General features: G+C 57.2%; 13 protein-coding genes and 1 pseudogene. 5 read left to right on the plus strand and 9 right to left on the minus strand.

Translation table 11 applies throughout. The features are described from left to right. Positions 1 to 354: 354 nt before the first annotated feature. The gene (locus QC823_RS09120) at positions 355 to 2,184 is read left to right on the plus strand and encodes a putative bifunctional diguanylate cyclase/phosphodiesterase (RefSeq protein ID WP_309656034.1); all 1,830 of its coding nucleotides are present in this window, start codon (positions 355 to 357) and stop codon (positions 2,182 to 2,184) included. Positions 2,185 to 2,267: 83 nt separating this feature from the next. Here the strand turns inward: QC823_RS09120 and QC823_RS09125 are convergent, their stop codons facing one another. Further along, entirely contained in the window at positions 2,268 to 2,561 is a 294-nt protein-coding gene (locus tag QC823_RS09125; protein WP_309656035.1) for a hypothetical protein, read from the minus strand. A gap of 400 nt (positions 2,562 to 2,961) precedes the next feature. Between QC823_RS09125 and QC823_RS09130 the strand changes: the two are divergent. Further along, positions 2,962 to 3,231: pseudogene (locus tag QC823_RS09130) on the plus strand (transposase); the annotation flags it as partial. A 61-nt stretch (positions 3,232 to 3,292) separates the two neighbouring features. Here QC823_RS09130 and guaA read toward each other — a convergent pair. Together guaA and guaB are read right to left on the minus strand one after the other, a co-directional pair. Continuing rightward, positions 3,293 to 4,870, minus strand: coding sequence for a glutamine-hydrolyzing GMP synthase (gene guaA / locus QC823_RS09135; protein ID WP_309656037.1), 1,578 nt, complete (start codon positions 4,868 to 4,870; stop codon positions 3,293 to 3,295). A gap of 80 nt (positions 4,871 to 4,950) precedes the next feature. Beyond that, a complete protein-coding gene (gene guaB / locus QC823_RS09140) occupies positions 4,951 to 6,420 on the minus strand; it encodes an IMP dehydrogenase (RefSeq protein WP_309656038.1) in 1,470 nt (489 codons plus the stop codon). Positions 6,421 to 6,595: 175 nt separating this feature from the next. Here guaB and xseA point away from each other — a divergent pair, with 175 nt between their 5' ends. Then, positions 6,596 to 7,936 (plus strand): exodeoxyribonuclease VII large subunit, encoded by a 1,341-nt coding sequence (gene xseA, locus QC823_RS09145; protein WP_309656039.1) that lies wholly within the window; start codon positions 6,596 to 6,598, stop codon positions 7,934 to 7,936. Between the two features lie 4 nt (positions 7,937 to 7,940). On the opposite strand, the gene QC823_RS09150 is transcribed toward xseA, so the two are convergent. The 4 genes from QC823_RS09150 to QC823_RS09165 all read right to left on the minus strand — a co-directional run bounded on the left by QC823_RS09150 (position 7,941) and on the right by QC823_RS09165 (position 12,376). Then, positions 7,941 to 8,936, minus strand: a complete 996-nt coding sequence (locus QC823_RS09150; RefSeq protein ID WP_309656040.1) for a C45 family peptidase — start codon at positions 8,934 to 8,936, stop codon at positions 7,941 to 7,943. After that, positions 8,933 to 10,246, minus strand: coding sequence for an amino-acid N-acetyltransferase (argA, locus tag QC823_RS09155; protein WP_309656041.1), 1,314 nt, complete (start codon positions 10,244 to 10,246; stop codon positions 8,933 to 8,935). The genes QC823_RS09150 and argA overlap by 4 nt, the downstream gene beginning before the upstream one ends. Positions 10,247 to 10,418: 172 nt before the next feature. Then, positions 10,419 to 11,684 carry an inorganic phosphate transporter gene (locus QC823_RS09160; protein ID WP_309656042.1) on the minus strand — a complete coding sequence of 422 codons (1,266 nt, stop codon included), beginning with the start codon at positions 11,682 to 11,684 and terminating at the stop codon, positions 10,419 to 10,421. A gap of 11 nt (positions 11,685 to 11,695) precedes the next feature. Further along, positions 11,696 to 12,376, minus strand: coding sequence for a TIGR00153 family protein (locus QC823_RS09165; protein ID WP_309656043.1), 681 nt, complete (start codon positions 12,374 to 12,376; stop codon positions 11,696 to 11,698). A 137-nt stretch (positions 12,377 to 12,513) separates the two neighbouring features. On the opposite strand from QC823_RS09165, the gene QC823_RS09170 reads away from it, so the two are divergent. Together QC823_RS09170 and QC823_RS09175 are read left to right on the plus strand one after the other, a co-directional pair. Beyond that, positions 12,514 to 13,416, plus strand: coding sequence for a CYTH domain-containing protein (locus QC823_RS09170; RefSeq protein WP_309656044.1), 903 nt, complete (start codon positions 12,514 to 12,516; stop codon positions 13,414 to 13,416). A gap of 38 nt (positions 13,417 to 13,454) precedes the next feature. Then, entirely contained in the window at positions 13,455 to 14,336 is an 882-nt protein-coding gene (locus QC823_RS09175; RefSeq protein WP_309656045.1) for an ion transporter, read from the plus strand. 3 nt (positions 14,337 to 14,339) lie between these two features. Here QC823_RS09175 and QC823_RS09180 read toward each other — a convergent pair whose 3' ends face one another. Further along, positions 14,340 to 14,966 carry an L-threonylcarbamoyladenylate synthase gene (locus QC823_RS09180; RefSeq protein WP_309656046.1) on the minus strand — a complete coding sequence of 209 codons (627 nt, stop codon included), beginning with the start codon at positions 14,964 to 14,966 and terminating at the stop codon, positions 14,340 to 14,342. Positions 14,967 to 15,052: 86 nt separating this feature from the next. After that, positions 15,053 to 15,952 (minus strand): PHP domain-containing protein, encoded by a 900-nt coding sequence (locus tag QC823_RS09185; RefSeq protein WP_309656047.1) that lies wholly within the window; start codon positions 15,950 to 15,952, stop codon positions 15,053 to 15,055. Positions 15,953 to 16,037 lie beyond the last annotated feature (85 nt).

Raw genomic sequence — 16,037 nt, forward strand, 5'->3', positions numbered from 1 at the left:
TGGAATCGTGTTCTTGCCGGAACGTATTGATTACATTAGAGATTACCATCCACTATTTTTGTTTTCAGGCCTGCCTCGTGAATAACCCGGGTTTAGTGTGGTAACGAAACTACCTAAACAGGACGTTGCACTCTACGCCGTAGGGATCGTGGTGTTCCTTATGCCTACAGCACGTTTCACGCTGCGTGGCGTTAAACACGTTGTGTTCGTTAGCGTACAGAATAACTCTTGCAGTTCTATTTATATTTAGTTTTAAGGCTGCCACTTTCCCGCTGCTAACCAGTCTCCCCCAATGAAATGCGCCAGGTTTATAACGCTTAAGGGCGCTGTTGTCGGCCTACGAGGAGAGGATCGATGGAATTCGATGATGTATTGCCAAGAGCCAATGGCTCAAATGACGATGCAAAGGTACCTGACAGCTTTTTTCTCAAAAAACATGAAAAGGCACGGCTAATTGAGGCGGAGACTGCCTTACAAGCCTCTCGGGAATGGGCTCAGGCAACGTTGAACTCAATCGGCGATGCGGTGGTGACAACCGACTTGGCGTGCCGGATTACCTATTTAAACTGTGTTGCCGAAAAGCTAACGGGTTGGTCGAGCTCCGATGCGATGGGGAAGCCATTGGCCGAAGTCTTGATACTCGTCAATGGGCAGACACTAAAGACGGCGGCCAACCCTGCAGAGCGTGCCATGCAGGAAAACCGCACCGTTGGGCTTGCCATGGATAGCGTGCTGATTCGTAAGAACGGAAGTCAATTGGCAATAGAGGACTCGGCAGCCCCCATCCGTGACCGTGACGGTTTTATCAGGGGCGCGGTGATTGTCTTTCATGATGCCTGCCATTCCCCCCTCCAACTTTCAAAATTGGCCTATCAAGCGCAGCATGATGCGCTCACCGGGCTACCCAACCGAGTCTTACTTGAAGAACGCCTTTCTCGGGCCATTGGGTTAGCCAAACGGCATCAGCATCAGGTGGCTTTAATATATCTAGACCTTGATGCTTTCAAGCCCATCAATGATTCTCTCGGTCATTCTGTAGGTGACAGTCTTTTGCAGGCGGTTGCTGACCGCCTAAGCGAATGTGTCCGCGACACGGACACGGTATGTCGGCAGGGGGGCGATGAGTTCGTAGTGCTGCTCAATGAAATTGAAAAGCCACAAGATGCCGCCAGTATTGCGGAGAAAATCCTGGCCGCACTCGCCGCACCGTTTCGAATTGGCAGTCACGAGCTGCGCATTACCACCAGCATTGGCATCAGTCTTTATCCCGACCACGGCATCAATGCCCGTACACTGCTTAATAATGCTGATACGGCTATGTATTACGCCAAGGGGAGCGGTTGCAACCATTATCAGCTGTTCAGGGCCGATATGAATGCCTTGAAAGAGCAGCGACGCGATATCGAGTTTCAACTGGATCGGGCGCTGAAGGAAAAGACCTTCTTTCTCGATTTCCAACCCAGAATAGATATCGCGAATGGTCTTGTGTGTGGTGCGGAAGCGCTGGTGCGTTGGCGCAACCCCATGCTCGGCCTTATGCAGCCTTCGGCATTTCTCCCTGTTGCAGAAGCCCGTGGACTTATTGGCCCCATTGGTCACTGGGTACTGTTTGAGGTCTGTCGCCAATTACAAGCGTGGCGAGAAGAAGGTATGGAGATCGTACCTGTTGCGGTGAACATCTCGGCTATGGAGCTACAAGATAAGTCACTGCCCTCCTATATTGCCCAGATTTTGGCCCAGACGGGGCTAGACGCCCATTTTTTAGAACTGGAAGTGGCCGAAAGCAGCCTTGTGTATCATGAAAACGATGTTTCGATAACGACGCTGACCGCGTTGCGTCATTTAGGGATACGCATCGCCATTGACGACTTCGGTACCGGCACGGCCAGCCTGAAACGCTTGAAATGCTTTCCCCTCGAAACCATTAATATCGCCCCCTGCTTTATGCATGACATGCTCGATAGCCCAGAAAATATCAGCTTTATTGAAGCCCTTATCCATTTTGGCCAGAAATTGTCCTTACGCGTTATCGCCAAGGGTGTTGAAACTCAAACACAGTTGGATCGTCTCGTAATGTTAGGTTGCGATGGCGCCCAAGGCTTTTTGTTTAGTAAGCCACTTTCAGTCCAGGACTTTACAATGTTACTCGGTTACGGTCAGTCATCTTATCGGCTTCATCCATAGACGACAGTTTTGTCAGCTAACAAATCAGAGCAAAATTGTTCTAGGGGTAGAAATCAAGATTAACGACGCACGTCCGGCCAAGTTCAGCTGAGGTCGATTCCTTCGCCCAACTTAGTTTTGCTCGGCTTACGGCGCCAGAGTGCCCTCAGCTCCCTTCGAGCAGAACCTGGCGTTAACGCCACCATACATAATGCCACGCCCAACGAGGCTAGAAAGATTTGCGCGATGGTCGAGTCCTTAACGGAGATAGCCAAGAAAAAAGCTATCGTTCCAAGCGCCAGGACAAAGATGGTTTTCATAAATACTTTACTCGCAGAGGAAATATCTAATATGGAGTCTTCAAGGCTTTGAAAATAAGGGTTGACGAAGTCACTCATACTGGATGTTTGGCTCGAGCCTCTACTTGTAAATACCTTGTGCATCTCTTCTATTACGGTTCCAATTACCGTTGCTCGACATGAGTCATGAAAGTTAATAGGCCATAATGTCAACATCTTTTTGTCGGTGCTAACCGTGCCCACTAAAATCCCTGAAACCAAGATCGAAGCTCGGTCCGTAGAACGAATACTGTTGAACAAGCAGTCCACGAAGAAAGAAAGGCGCTACGTTCACTGCCGCAAAATAAGTGCAACCTCCTGTATTGGTGAACCCTTCGCCGCACTAAAAATGATATTAAAGGATAAATAATCACTTGACCGTGCGTTAGCGAACATGGGGTGATGAAAAATGCACACCGTTAACGCTTCACTCAAACCCCTACGATTTTTGAGCATGCACGAGCAACGGGAGTGGTGCCATGACCTGGAATATCGGACCGGTAGCTGAGAATCACTGCGGCGTGTGACATTGATGGTGCAGGAAAAGCCTGACGACCTGCTGCCGCATGCGTTTTTCCTGGTCACTAACCTCAGCCGCTATCACTACTCAGCCGAGAAGGTCCTGGCGCTCTATCGCAAGCGGGGCAAGACCGAAGACCATATAGGCGAACTCAAATTAGCGCTCAATCTGCACCTTTCCTCGACAGATCGCAAGTTCAGCGACATTAAGACTTGATGTCAAAAAAACCCGCTGGAAGGCGGGTTTTTTATCAATTCAGGCTGCTCAAACCTCACTCCCACTCAATCGTCGCAGGCGGCTTGCTACTCACGTCATAGGTCACCCGCGAAACCCCTTCCAACTCATTGATAATCCGGTTGGAGACTTTCTCCAGCAGCTCATAGGGCAGGTGCGCCCAGCGGGCGGTCATGAAGTCGATGGTTTCGACCGCGCGTAGCGCGATGACCCATTCGTAGCGGCGGCCGTCGCCGACCACACCGACGGATTTAACCGGCAGGAATACGGCAAACGCTTGGCTGGTTTTTTCGTACCATCCGGCGTTGCGCAACTCTTGGATGAAGATGGCATCCGCGTCGCGGAGGATGTCGGCGTACTCTTTTTTGACTTCGCCGAGGATACGCACGCCCAGGCCAGGCCCTGGGAACGGGTGACGGTAGACCATGTCGTAAGGCAGGCCGAGTTCCAGGCCGAGTTTGCGCACTTCGTCTTTAAACAGTTCACGCAGCGGCTCAACCAGCTTGAGCTTCATGGTTTCCGGCAGGCCACCCACGTTGTGGTGGGATTTGATCACGTGCGCTTTGCCGGTTTTCGAGGCGGCAGATTCGATCACGTCCGGGTAGATGGTGCCTTGGGCCAGGAATTCGACACCTTCGATTTTGCTAGCTTCATCATCGAATACATCGATAAAGGTGTTGCCGATGATTTTGCGCTTGGCTTCCGGATCGTTTTCGCCTTTGAGCTTATCCAGGAACAAATCTTCCGCGTCCACGCGAATAACCTTCACCCCCATGTGTTGGCCGAAGGTTTCCATTACCTGGTCGCCTTCTGCCTTGCGCAGCAGGCCGTTATCCACGAAGACGCAGGTCAGCTGGGTGCCAATCGCTTTGTGCAACAGCGCGGCCACCACGGAGGAATCCACCCCGCCGGAAAGACCGAGCAATACGTGGCGGTCGCCGACTTGCTCGCGTACCCGCTGTACCTGGTCTTCGATGATTTGCGCAGGCGTCCAGCGTTTTTCGGCGCCGCAAATATCCAGCACGAAGTGTTCCAGAATCCGCTGGCCTTGCAGCGTGTGGGTCACTTCTGGGTGGAACTGCACGCCATAAAACTGCTTTTCTTCCCAGGCCATGGCGGCAATCGGGCAGCTGGGCGTGGACGCGGTCACCGTGAACTCGGCCGGCGCCTTGGCGACCTTGTCACCGTGGCTCATCCACACATCAAGCAGACCCTTACCCGTGTCGTGATCCACGTGGTCTTTAATGGCTTTAAATAGCGCGGTGTCGGCGTCAATGCGGATTTGCGCATAGCCAAATTCACGTTGATGCGAGCCTTCGACGCTACCGCCCAGTTGCTCGGCCATGGTCTGCATGCCGTAGCAAATCCCTAATACGGGAAGCCCCATCTCGAACACGCACTGTGGCGCGCGCGGAGAATCCAACTCGATGACCGATTCCGGGCCGCCCGCGAGGATAATGCCGTTGGGGTTATATTCGCGGATTTCTGCTTCGGTGATGTCGAACGCGCGAACCTCAGAATAGACACCAATCTCGCGCACACGACGCGCAATCAGCTGGGTGTACTGGGAGCCGAAATCGAGAATCAGGATCTTGTGGGCGTGAATATCAGTCATGGCAATATCTCGTTGGTGGCCGAGGCCAAAAAAGCAAACGGCGAGGGTGTGCCTCGCCGCCGTTTCATTCATCTGCGCGATTAGCCTGCGCGGTAGTTGGGGGCTTCTTTGGTGATCTGCACGTTGTGGACGTGGGATTCGTTAAAGCCAGCGCCGGTGATTTTCACGAACTCCGGCTTGGTACGCATCTCTTGGATATCGCGGCAGCCGGTGTAACCCATGGAGGCACGCAAGCCGCCCATCAGCTGGTGGACGATCGCGCCCATCACGCCTTTATACGGCACGCGGCCTTCAATGCCTTCCGGTACCAGTTTTTCGGCGCCCTCGGCTTTGTCTTGGAAGTAGCGGTCAGCGCTGCCCTGGTTCTCGGACATAGCGCCCATGGAGCCCATGCCGCGGTAAGCTTTGTAGGTACGGCCCTGGTAAAGCTCCACTTCGCCCGGTGCTTCTTCGGTACCGGCCAGCAGACCACCCACCATGACCGCGCTGGCGCCAGCGGCAATGGCTTTTGAAAGGTCGCCGGAGAAGCGGATGCCGCCGTCGGCAATCAACGGAATATCGTAAGCTTCGAGCGCAGCGGCCACGTTGGAGACGGCGGTGATTTGCGGCACACCTACGCCGGTGACAATCCGGGTGGTGCAGATAGAACCGGGGCCGATGCCCACTTTCACCGCATCGGCGCCCGCCTCGGCCAGTGCCTTCGCAGCGGCAGCGGTGGCGATGTTGCCGCCGATTACCTGAATGGCGGGGAAGTGTTCCTTGATCCAACGAACGCGGTCAATCACGCCTTCGGAGTGGCCGTGGGCGGTATCCACCACGATCACGTCTACGCCTGCTTCGGCCAGCGCCGCGACGCGGTCCGGGGTTTCCGGGCCGGTACCGACAGCAGCGCCTACCAGCAAACGGCCATCGCTATCTTTGGCGGCCATCGGGTAGGTGCGGGCTTTTTCGATGTCCTGGAAGGTCACCAGGCCGCGCAGGTGGAAGGCGTCGTCAACGATCAGCATCTTTTCGATGCGGTGTTCGCGCATCTTGACTTTGCTTTCTTCAAGCTGGGTGCCTTCCGACACGGTGACCAACCGCTCGCGGGGGGTCATGATATCGGAAACGCTGTCGCCGTGGTTGGGCTGGAAGCGCATGTCGCGCTCGGTCACAATACCCACCAGGGTTTCGCCTTCGACCACCGGGAAACCGGAGAACCCATACTCGCGCGCCATGGCAAGCAGGTCTTCAAGCTTGGCTTTGGGGCTGACGGTAACCGGGTCTTTCACGATGACGCTTTCGTGCTTCTTCACCTTGCGCACTTCAGCGGCCTGCTGCGACAGGGTCATGCTTTTGTGAATGATACCGATACCACCTTCCTGCGCCATGGCAATCGCCAGGCGCGCTTCGGTCACCGTGTCCATTGCAGCAGAAAGCAGCGGAATGTTGAGCGAAAGGTTACGCGTCAGGCGGGTTTTCAGGCTGACATTCTTGGGGAGAACGTCGGAGAAGCCGGGGATAAGTAATACGTCGTCGAACGTAAGTGCTTCTTGAGCCATACGTAGCATAGCGGCAACACCCAATGTTGAAGTGGGAAGATGGGGCATGAAAGGTTAGTCGCGTAGTATAACGCCTATGCGACCAAGGCAGCAATTCGCAGACACGTTACCAACACCCATGACAAGGTTTTCTCACGCAACGTTTTCTCACACGACATTTTCTCACGCAACACAAGGTAATTTCATGCCAGACAAACCCGCCGCTCTCTCGGTTAGCGAACTCAACCGCCAGGCGCGTAAGGCGCTAGAACGCGACATGGGCGAGGTGTGGGTTGAGGGTGAGCTTTCCAATGTCTCGCGCCCAGCCTCCGGCCATGCGTATTTCACGTTGAAGGATGATCGTGCTCAGGTGCGCTGTGCGCTGTTTCGCCAGCAAGCGCGGTTTGTGAGCGCACCCATGCGCGATGGTGATCAGGTCAAGTTGCGCGGGCGAGTATCCCTGTTTGAGCCGCGTGGCGATTACCAGCTGATTGTCGAGGCGGTGCAAGCGGCGGGCTTGGGCGAACTGCTAGCGGCGTTTGAGCGCTTGAAAACCCAGCTTGACGCTGAAGGCGTCTTTGCCAATGCACGCGCGCTACCCCACCCACCCCGGCGGCTAATGATTTTAAGCTCCGCCACGGGAGCCGCCATTCGCGATGTGCTGGCGGTGTTAAGCGCGCGCTGGCCACTCACGGAGGTGACGCTGATTCCGGTGCCGGTGCAAGGCAAGGAGGCCGCGCCCGCGATGGTGGCCGCCCTCGGCCTACTCAATCGTCAATCACGGCTCGATCCTGAGCGCGACGCAGTGCTCATTACCCGCGGCGGCGGCAGTTTGGAGGATCTGTGGGCGTTCAATAACGAGCATTTAGCGCGGGCCATTTTTCATTCACGCCTGCCGGTGATGTCGGCTGTCGGCCACGAGGTCGATGTGACACTGGCCGACTTTGCCGCCGATGAGCGCGCGCCGACCCCTTCTGCCGCCGCCGAACGCCTGGTGCCCGACCAGCAGACCCTCAAGGGCCAGCTAGAGCACCATGAAAACCGCCTTCAGCGGGCCATGCAGGCCCGCCTAGAAAGAGACAACCAACGGCTCGATACGCTGCGAGCCCAATTACGCCACCCCGGTGAACAGCTCAAACAGCAGCGCCAGTACCTCACTATTCTCAGTCAGCGCTTACAACGGGCCACTAACGCACGGCTTACCCAGCAGCGAGAGCGCGTGGAACAACTCAAAGGGCGGCTGACAAGCCAGGACATGACTCGCCTGCACCAAGCCGAACAAGCGCGACTCCACCAGTTAATACGGCGCTTAGATAGCGCCATGCGGCGCACACTAACGTCACAGCAAGCGCGGCTCACCAGTGCGGCGCGCGAGCTGAATGCAATAAGCCCCTTGGCTGTATTGGGGCGTGGCTACGCCATCGCGCAGGACGAGAGCGGCCAAGTGGTTCGCCGAGCGCAAGACACGCAACCGGGGCAAACGCTCAAACTGCGCCTGGGTGAAGGCAAGCTCAGCGTCGAGGTAAAACGGCGCTATCAGCGTTAAACGCTTACCAAGCGCCTTGCTGGCAGGGCGATGTCTCACCCGGCAAATAGCAGGCCCAGGTGGGTGTCTTGCCGAGCGTTATCACCACGCTGGCAAGGGTATTTTCGTTATCCGGGTCGTCAGGCTCACAGCGCAAAATGGGTAGCGCCTCTTGTGCTTGATCTTGAAGAATCGTCAGCGGGTTGCGCACGCCTTGAGCAAGCAACGCCTCGCCACGGCCCTGACGATCAGCGGAGGAGCGCGTCAGGCACTGTTTACCCGGATGGTAAAGCGCGTGATTGGCGTGAACGGCCGGCGCCGAAAGCACGGTGGGCACGGTGTCGCCCGCGCCAAACTCGACGCTCACCATGCGCCTGCCGCCCCGCTCGGCCAGCGTGAGATGAAAACCGCCGCATTGATTGAAGCGTTCAAGCAGCTCAATCGCCGCGTCGATATCGGAAACGCCCAAAAGGGCACGGCACACCGCCATACGAGGGATTGTCGGCGTTACCTGAGTCAGCCGCAGATTATTGACCGCAAAGGCAAAATCACCGTGGCGTACCCCCACCGTATGCCCCGGCAGGGAACCGGGATAACAGAAGGCGCTAAACGCCGCCTCCCCTGCCGGCTGCGCCGTGACCCACAGACAATGCCCCTGCAAGCACGGCAAGCCGTCTTCGTTATGGGCCAAAAGCACCCCGGGCAGCTGCACGCTGGTGCAGCCATCCGCTGCGGTCGCCAACAAATCCCCACGACAATTCCAGGCGACGACATCCACTAGCGGCAGCTCAAGCCCTTCGGCAAGGCCGCAAAGCTCTTGCCAGACGGCGGGGAAGTCACGCTGTGTGTTCGCGGCCAATCGCCTTATCACGTCAGCGTTTTCTCGCGCCTGCGCTTGCACAGCTTGCCAAGCAGGGTCGTGTCTCAGCACACGGTGAACGGCGTCACGCCCACGCTCGCCAAGCTGGCAGCCCAACTCAAACGGCGTGCCCGCGATATTGCAGCGCTCAAGGGGGGTCACAGTAGCGCCTTAATCAACACTTTGGATTTTCGCGCGTGGTTGTACGTTTCACGCTTCAGCGGCGGCAAATCGTCCAAGTTGGCGGGTGCAAAGCCGCGCTCGACAAACCAGTGAGCCGTGTGGGTGGTCAACACAAAGAGCCTCGCAATGCCGCGGCTTCGGGCGCGCTGCTCAATGGCGTCGACCAGCCGCTCGCCCCGCTCGCCACCGCGATAGCTCGCGTGCACGGCCACGCAGGCAAGTTCACCGAGTTGTGCATCCGCAAAGGCGTGCAGCGCCGCACAGCCAATGACCATGCCATCACGCTCGATCACCACGTAGTCATCAATTTCATGTTCTAAACGCTCGCGGGAGCGGGCCACCAGCATGCCGCGCTGCTCCAGCGGTTCGAGCAGGTCCAAAAGCCCCGCGACGTCGTTGAGTGTCGCCGGGCGCAGCTGTTCGTAGCGATGCTGGGTGATCATGGTGCCCACGCCGTCACGGGTGAAAAGCTCCCCCAGCAGCGCATCGTGGTTGCGCCAGCACAAAAGATGCGTGCGTGCGACCCCTTCGCGGGCCGCCTGGCAGGCCGCATGAAGATGGCGCGCCAACTCGCTGCCCGGTGTGGCCTGGCGTAACCGCGGTTGCGCTTCAAAGGGCGAGAGCTGACGCAATAGCGCCCCGGTTTCGTCTTCCAGCCCTTCCGATTCGCCGAGCAAAATCAACTTGTCGGCTTTTAGCGCCACGGCGGCGTGCTGCGCCACCTCAGAGGCGTCTAAATCAAACACTTCTCCGGTGCTCGAAAACCCCAACGGCGACAACAACACTAGCGCGCCTTTATCCAATAACCCTTGGATGGCGCTGGCGCGCACCCGGCGCACCTCGCCGCTGTGATCGAAATCGACCCCTTCGCGCACGCCCAGCGGTTTAGCGGTCACCAGGTTGCCGGAAATCACGTTGAGTTCAACGCCGTGCAACGGCGTGCTGGGTAGCCCCAGCGAAAGCCGCGCTTCTAGCCACAGCCGCTGATGCGCCGCGACTTGCTCAACGGTCGCCATGACCGCGCGATCGGCGACCCAGCGGCCGTTCACGCGCCTGGGCGTCACCTTGGCTTGCGCTAGCGCCGCCTGCACCTGGGGGCGAATACCAAACACCACCACCAAGCGCACACCTAGCGAGTGCAAAAGCGCCAAGTCTTGTATCAGCTGTTCGCCACGCCCCGATGCCATCGCCTCGCCTTCGATCAAAATGACGAAGGTTCGTCCGCGGTGCGCATTGATATAGGGCGATGCATTACGGAACCAGTCAACAAAAGGGAAGCGCGTATCCAAGGGCCGCTCTCCGGCAGCAGGGTGAATGAAATCTCGTATGCCGATTTTACCGGCCCGCTTACTTTAGCAGAGCACAAAAAATTTAGCAGAACACAAAAAAGCGGCATCTTCTCGCTGCGTCATGCACAAGAAGATACCGCTGAGGGTTGTTGAACGCTTTTGGCGTTAAGGGCTAGCCGAAGATGCCTTTGAAAATAAAGAAGAACAAAACGGCAAGACCCGCACCGGCAGGTAGCGTAATCAACCACGACATGGCGATAGTGCCAATCACCCTTAGGTTAAGCGCCGCCATGCCGCGGGCAAGACCCACGCCCAACACCGCCCCCACTAGCGTATGCGTGGTGGAGATCGGCAACCCCGTGCCCGAAGCCAGCACCACCGTCGTCGCGGCGGCAAGCGTGGCGGCAAACCCACGGCTAGGCGTAAGCTCGGTGATGCCCGTGCCGACGGTCGCGATCACCTTGTGGCCGTACGTCACCAGACCCACGACAATGCCGCCACCGCCCAACACCAGCACCCACCAAGGCACCAGCGCCGCGCCTTCAACATCGCCGCCGCTTTGTACTACGCTAATTACCGCCGCTAGCGGGCCGACCGCGTTGGCCACATCGTTGGAGCCGTGGGCGAAGGCCATCGCACACGCGGTGAAGATCATCAGCACGCCAAAAGCGCGCTCAACGTTGGCATAACCGAAGTGGTCATCACTGGATTCGACGTACTTCACGCGGCGCTCCATCCAAGTGCCAATGGCCGAGAGCAGCAACCCGAAAATGACCGATATCACCAAACTTTGCGCAAAAGAGAGATCAAGACCAACGTGCTTCAATCCTTTGGTCATGGTGACCATCGCCACCACAAACCCCACGAGGAATACGTAAGCGGGCAGATAACGTTTAGCGGCCGTTAGCGGATCGCGGGCTTCAAACACCAGGTGATGCAGCGATTTGAATATCACAAAGGCAACGGTGCCAGCCAGCAGCGGCGATACGATCCAGCTCGCGGCAATGGCCCCTACACCACCCCAATCCACCGTGGCCGCGCCTAAACCGGCAACGGCAAAACCAACGATAGCGCCGACGATGGAGTGGGTGGTGGAAACCGGCCAGCCTTTCATTGAGGCAATCAAAAGCCACGTACCCGCTGCCAGTAATGCTGAGAGCATACCGTAGACCAACAGCTGCGGATCATCTTGCAAAAGCTCCGGGTCAATAATGCCTTTGCGAATGGTATTGGTCACCTCACCGCCGGCAAGCCACGCACCGAGAAACTCAAAAATAACGGCGATGATAATCGCTTGTTTGATGGTAATGGCTTTGGAGCCAACCGAGGTGCCCATGGCATTGGCGACATCGTTGGCCCCAACCCCCCAAGCCATGAAGAAGCCAAACAAGCAGGCAAGAATGATGAATATCTCGCCGTGTTGCGCAATAATTTGCATCTTGCCCCCTTTTAACGCGCGGTCAGAATCTGCAAGCGGCTACCCACGCGCTCGGCGCGGTCGGAAAGCTCACCGACCCAATCGATGATCTTGTAAAGAAAGATCACATCGACCGGCGGTAACTCGCTTTCCAGCGCAAATAACTGACGACGAATTTCCACTTGCTGGCTGTCCGCTTGATGCTCAAGGGTATGTAGCTCACGGATCATGTTCTGCATGACATCAGACACGTTGCGCCCAAAGCCGGATTCAAGCAGATCTTTCAGCTCTTCAAGCGCCTGGCGCGCCTGGGCTACACAAGCCACGCTGGTATGCATGTAGTGGCGCATGGGCTCGGCAAGGCTTTCCGGCACGCGCATTTTGCGCCCCAGCATAATGCCGGTAATGTCGCGTACCTTATTGGCGATTTTGTCCTGTACGCTGATCAAATCGAGAATATCCGAGCGTGACACGGGCAAAAACATGGTATTGGGTAGGTTGAGGCGCAGTTCTGTTTTAAGCACATCCGCTTCGTGCTCCAAACGCGTGATGTTTTCACGCAGTTGGGCAGCACTCTCCCAGTCACCTTGAAGGGATGCTTCAAAGAACGGCAGTAGCTGGTCGGCACAGTCATTCGCTTTGACGATATGCGCCAGCAGCGGCTGGAATGGCGAACGGCCAAACATCGCAGAAAAAGGATTGGAGGTAACCATAAAGCCTTTTAGCCTGTTTTCGGAAAGCCTGGATTTGGCGGGCGCCAGTATAAAGACTGACCTGGCGCTCGTCACAAAAAATTCATACTGTCTTAAAAATTTAACCGTAGTGTCATATTAACGAGGTGGCAAACGTCATGGAAAATCCGAAAGTCTCTGCTGTAGCCCCGACGGAAGTGGAGCTCAAACTGGCCCTCGCTCCCGGCGGCCCGGCCCAGTTGGCTGCCCACCCGCTGCTTGATACCACCACGGCAACGCGGCTTACGCTGACCAATACCTACTTTGATACCCCGGACGGCGCCCTTGGCGCGGCGCGCGTTGCGCTACGCTTGCGCCAGGTCAACGGCCAAACGCTGCAAACGGTTAAAACTGCCGGACAAGGCGGCGGCGGGCTATCCTCCCGTGAAGAGTGGGAATGGGAAGTCAGTGGCAACCAACTCGATATCGCCGGGTTGAAAGCACTACCACCGTTTCAGGCGATGGAGGATGCCACTCTCGCAACCCTTGAGCCCCAGCTGCGCACCGATTTCACGCGCACAACGTGGGATATCCACCACCAGGAAAGCCATATTGAGCTGGCGCTCGACGAGGGGGACATTATCTGTCATGGCCATCACGCCCCGATTTGTGAGATGGAGTTGGAGCTTAAAGGTGGCGCGCCCAACGCCCTGTGGGACCTTGCCACGACCTTAGCGGCGGACGTTGCCCTTCGCCCGTCGGACAGCAGCAAAGCGGCCCGCGGCGCCGCACTGGGCCACCAACATTGGCCGCTACCCGAAGCGCACACGCCGAGCGAATGGCTCCACCGGGCCACACTGGCGCTGGACGCCTTCCACGATAGCGGCCAGAACGCATTTCTCACCCGGGCCTTGGAAGCGCTCACGCAGCTTGCCGCACATCCCGCGCTTGATGATTCGGTGCGCCCGCTCGCCCAAACGCTGCTTCAGGCGCTTGATGAATACGGCCAGCCCAATACGGCGTATGGTAGCGCCGCGCTGACCCTGGCGCGGTCTTTAGCAGAACCCACCGAGCTGCGTTGACGTGACGCGAATCTGACGACTGACGTAAGGACACCGCGATGAGCCTGACACCCGCCGGCAAAGGTCTGCGCACCCAGCTTTTCCACCTGATTTTCGAATCCGATACACCGGCCGCGAAAACATTCGACATCGCGCTGATCATCGCCATTTTGATTAGCGTCGCGGCCCTGCTGCTCGATAGTGTCGAGGCCTACCACGCTCGCTTTGGCACGGTATTCCGGTATATCGAGTGGGGGTTTACGCTGCTATTTACCGTGGAGCTCGCCATTCGGATCTATTGCCTGGAACGCCCATGGCTTTATCTAAAAAGCTTCTACGGCATTGTCGATTTGATGGCCATCGTGCCGGCGTGGCTGGTGCTGGTCGTCCCCGGCGCCCAGAGCTTGGTGCTCATTCGTATACTGCGGGTGCTACGCATTTTTCGTATTCTGCGCTTGATGGAATTTGTCGGTGAGGGGCGATTACTGCTCGATGCGCTTAAACGTAGCCTGCGGCAAATTTTTCTGTTTTTCTTCAGCATTTTGATGGTGGTCACGCTGTTTGCCGCGTTGATGTACGCCATCGAATCCCCTGAGGCGGGCTTTACTAGCATCCCCATCTCGATTTATTGGGCGATTGTGAGCATGACCACGGTGGGTTACGGCGATATCGTGCCGGTCACCCCGCTCGGTAAAGCGATTACCGTGATACTCATGTTGATTGGCTACTCGATTATCGCGGTGCCCACCGGGGTGTTTTCAGCGCAGGTGATTCGCTCGATCCGCCAAGACCGCTACTCCGACGAAGCGTGCCCCGGTTGCGGCTATGACCGCCACGAAAAACAAGCGCTCTACTGCCTGCGCTGCGGCACTTGGCTGGATGAGTACAGCGAAGACCCGCGCAAGCACGAGTCTTCGACAGAGAATGATCAAGACACTTGATGTTTAAAGCGCTTGAAACGGCGCCACATCCCCACGCCCTTCGCGGAGGATTTTCGGTGGCAAATCGCGCAGGTCGATGACGCTTGTCGGGTCAAGCTGGCACGCCCCGCCGTCGATAATCAAATCCAGATGGGCGCCAAAGCGCTCGCGGATATCTTCGGCATCGGTCATGGGTAATGCCTCGCCCACGGGGATTAGCGTCACGCTCATCAGCGGCTCACCCAGGGCATCGAGTAGCGCATGCGTAATCCGGTGGTCCGGCACGCGCACCCCGATAGAGCGGCGCTTAGGGTGTAAAAGCAAGCGCGGCACTTCGGTGGTGGCCTCAAGAATAAAGGTGTAAGCCCCCGGCGTGTGTGCTTTCAGCAGGCGAAACACGTCATTGTCCACTTTCGCGTAGGTGCCAATTTCGGAGAGATCCGAACACACCAACGTAAAGTTGTGTTTATCGTCCAGCGAGCGCAGCCATTTGATTTTTTCGATGGCTTTTTTCTCACCAAGGTGGCAGCCCAGTGCGTAACCGGAATCGGTGGGATAGGCCACCACACCGCCTTTTCGAATAATTTCGATTGCCTGATCAATCAAGCGCTTTTGCGGGTTTTCCGGGTGAATCTGAAAAAATTGGCTCATGGTCAAAGCCTCCCTACGGTGAATAACGTTTCAGTATAGATAGTCTAGTCGAGCGTGCTTAGCAGCCAATCGCTCATTAACAGTCGCTAACGGACAAAGCAGCGCGAGGCTAAAAGCGGATGGCACCATACCGGCGGCGCGGCCGTGCGGGGCACAACGCTCATGCTTCCAGGTGCTGCGTGGCTACCAGGAAAGTGAAAGTCACTGCCGAGTGAAACGTACAAATCGCGCTCGACTAGCTGACGCGCCAAATCCCGCGTGGCATCCGAATTCTGCTGGCCGTTCACCAGCTCCACCGCTTGGCCACCCGCCTCACAAAACGTATCCATCAATAGTCCGCGCTTACGCCGCGTCAGCCGGTAGCGCAGCGGGTGAGCGATCACGGCCACGCCCTTAGAGGCCACGATCCACTCTACCGCCTGGCTCACTTCCGGCCACTGCGCTTTAACGTCGCCTTTTTTGCCACTGCCAAGAAAGCGTTTAAACGCATCGGCCCAATCTTTAGCCACGCCCTCTTCCACCAGCGCGCGGGCAAAATCCGGGCGCCCTAGCGGTCGCTCGCTCCCCGCGTGAGCGCGTGCTTTTGCTAGCGCCTCTGGCAACCCCATTTTTTCCAACCGCTGGGCGATCACCTCGGCGCGCTCGATCCGCGCCTCGCGCTGCTGCGCAAGCCCTTCGACCAGCGGGCCTTGCAGGCCGTTCGGCATCAGCGCCACCACGTGAATCCCCACCCCCTGCCAGCGTGTGGATATCTCGCTACCCGGCAACAGGCAAATACCCGCCTGTTGCGCGGCTTGCTCGGCCTCAAACACGCCATCCATCGTGTCGTGATCGGTCAACGCCATATGAGTCAACCCTCGCTGCGCACACAGCGCAACTAACGCCGTAGGCGAAAGAGCACCATCGGAGGCGGTAGAATGCATATGGAAATCAACCGAATAGTGCTGATCGGCAGCGAGCGTGCGAGGAAGTGTGGCAATAGGCATGACGCCGTCGAACGAGTTTGTCAAAATAGCGGGCTCAAACAAGGCAGAATATGCCGTTATAGTGCGTTCTGCCAATCATGTGGTC

This window comes from Vreelandella vilamensis (genome assembly GCF_031451755.1).
Lineage (GTDB): Bacteria > Pseudomonadota > Gammaproteobacteria > Pseudomonadales > Halomonadaceae > Vreelandella > Vreelandella vilamensis.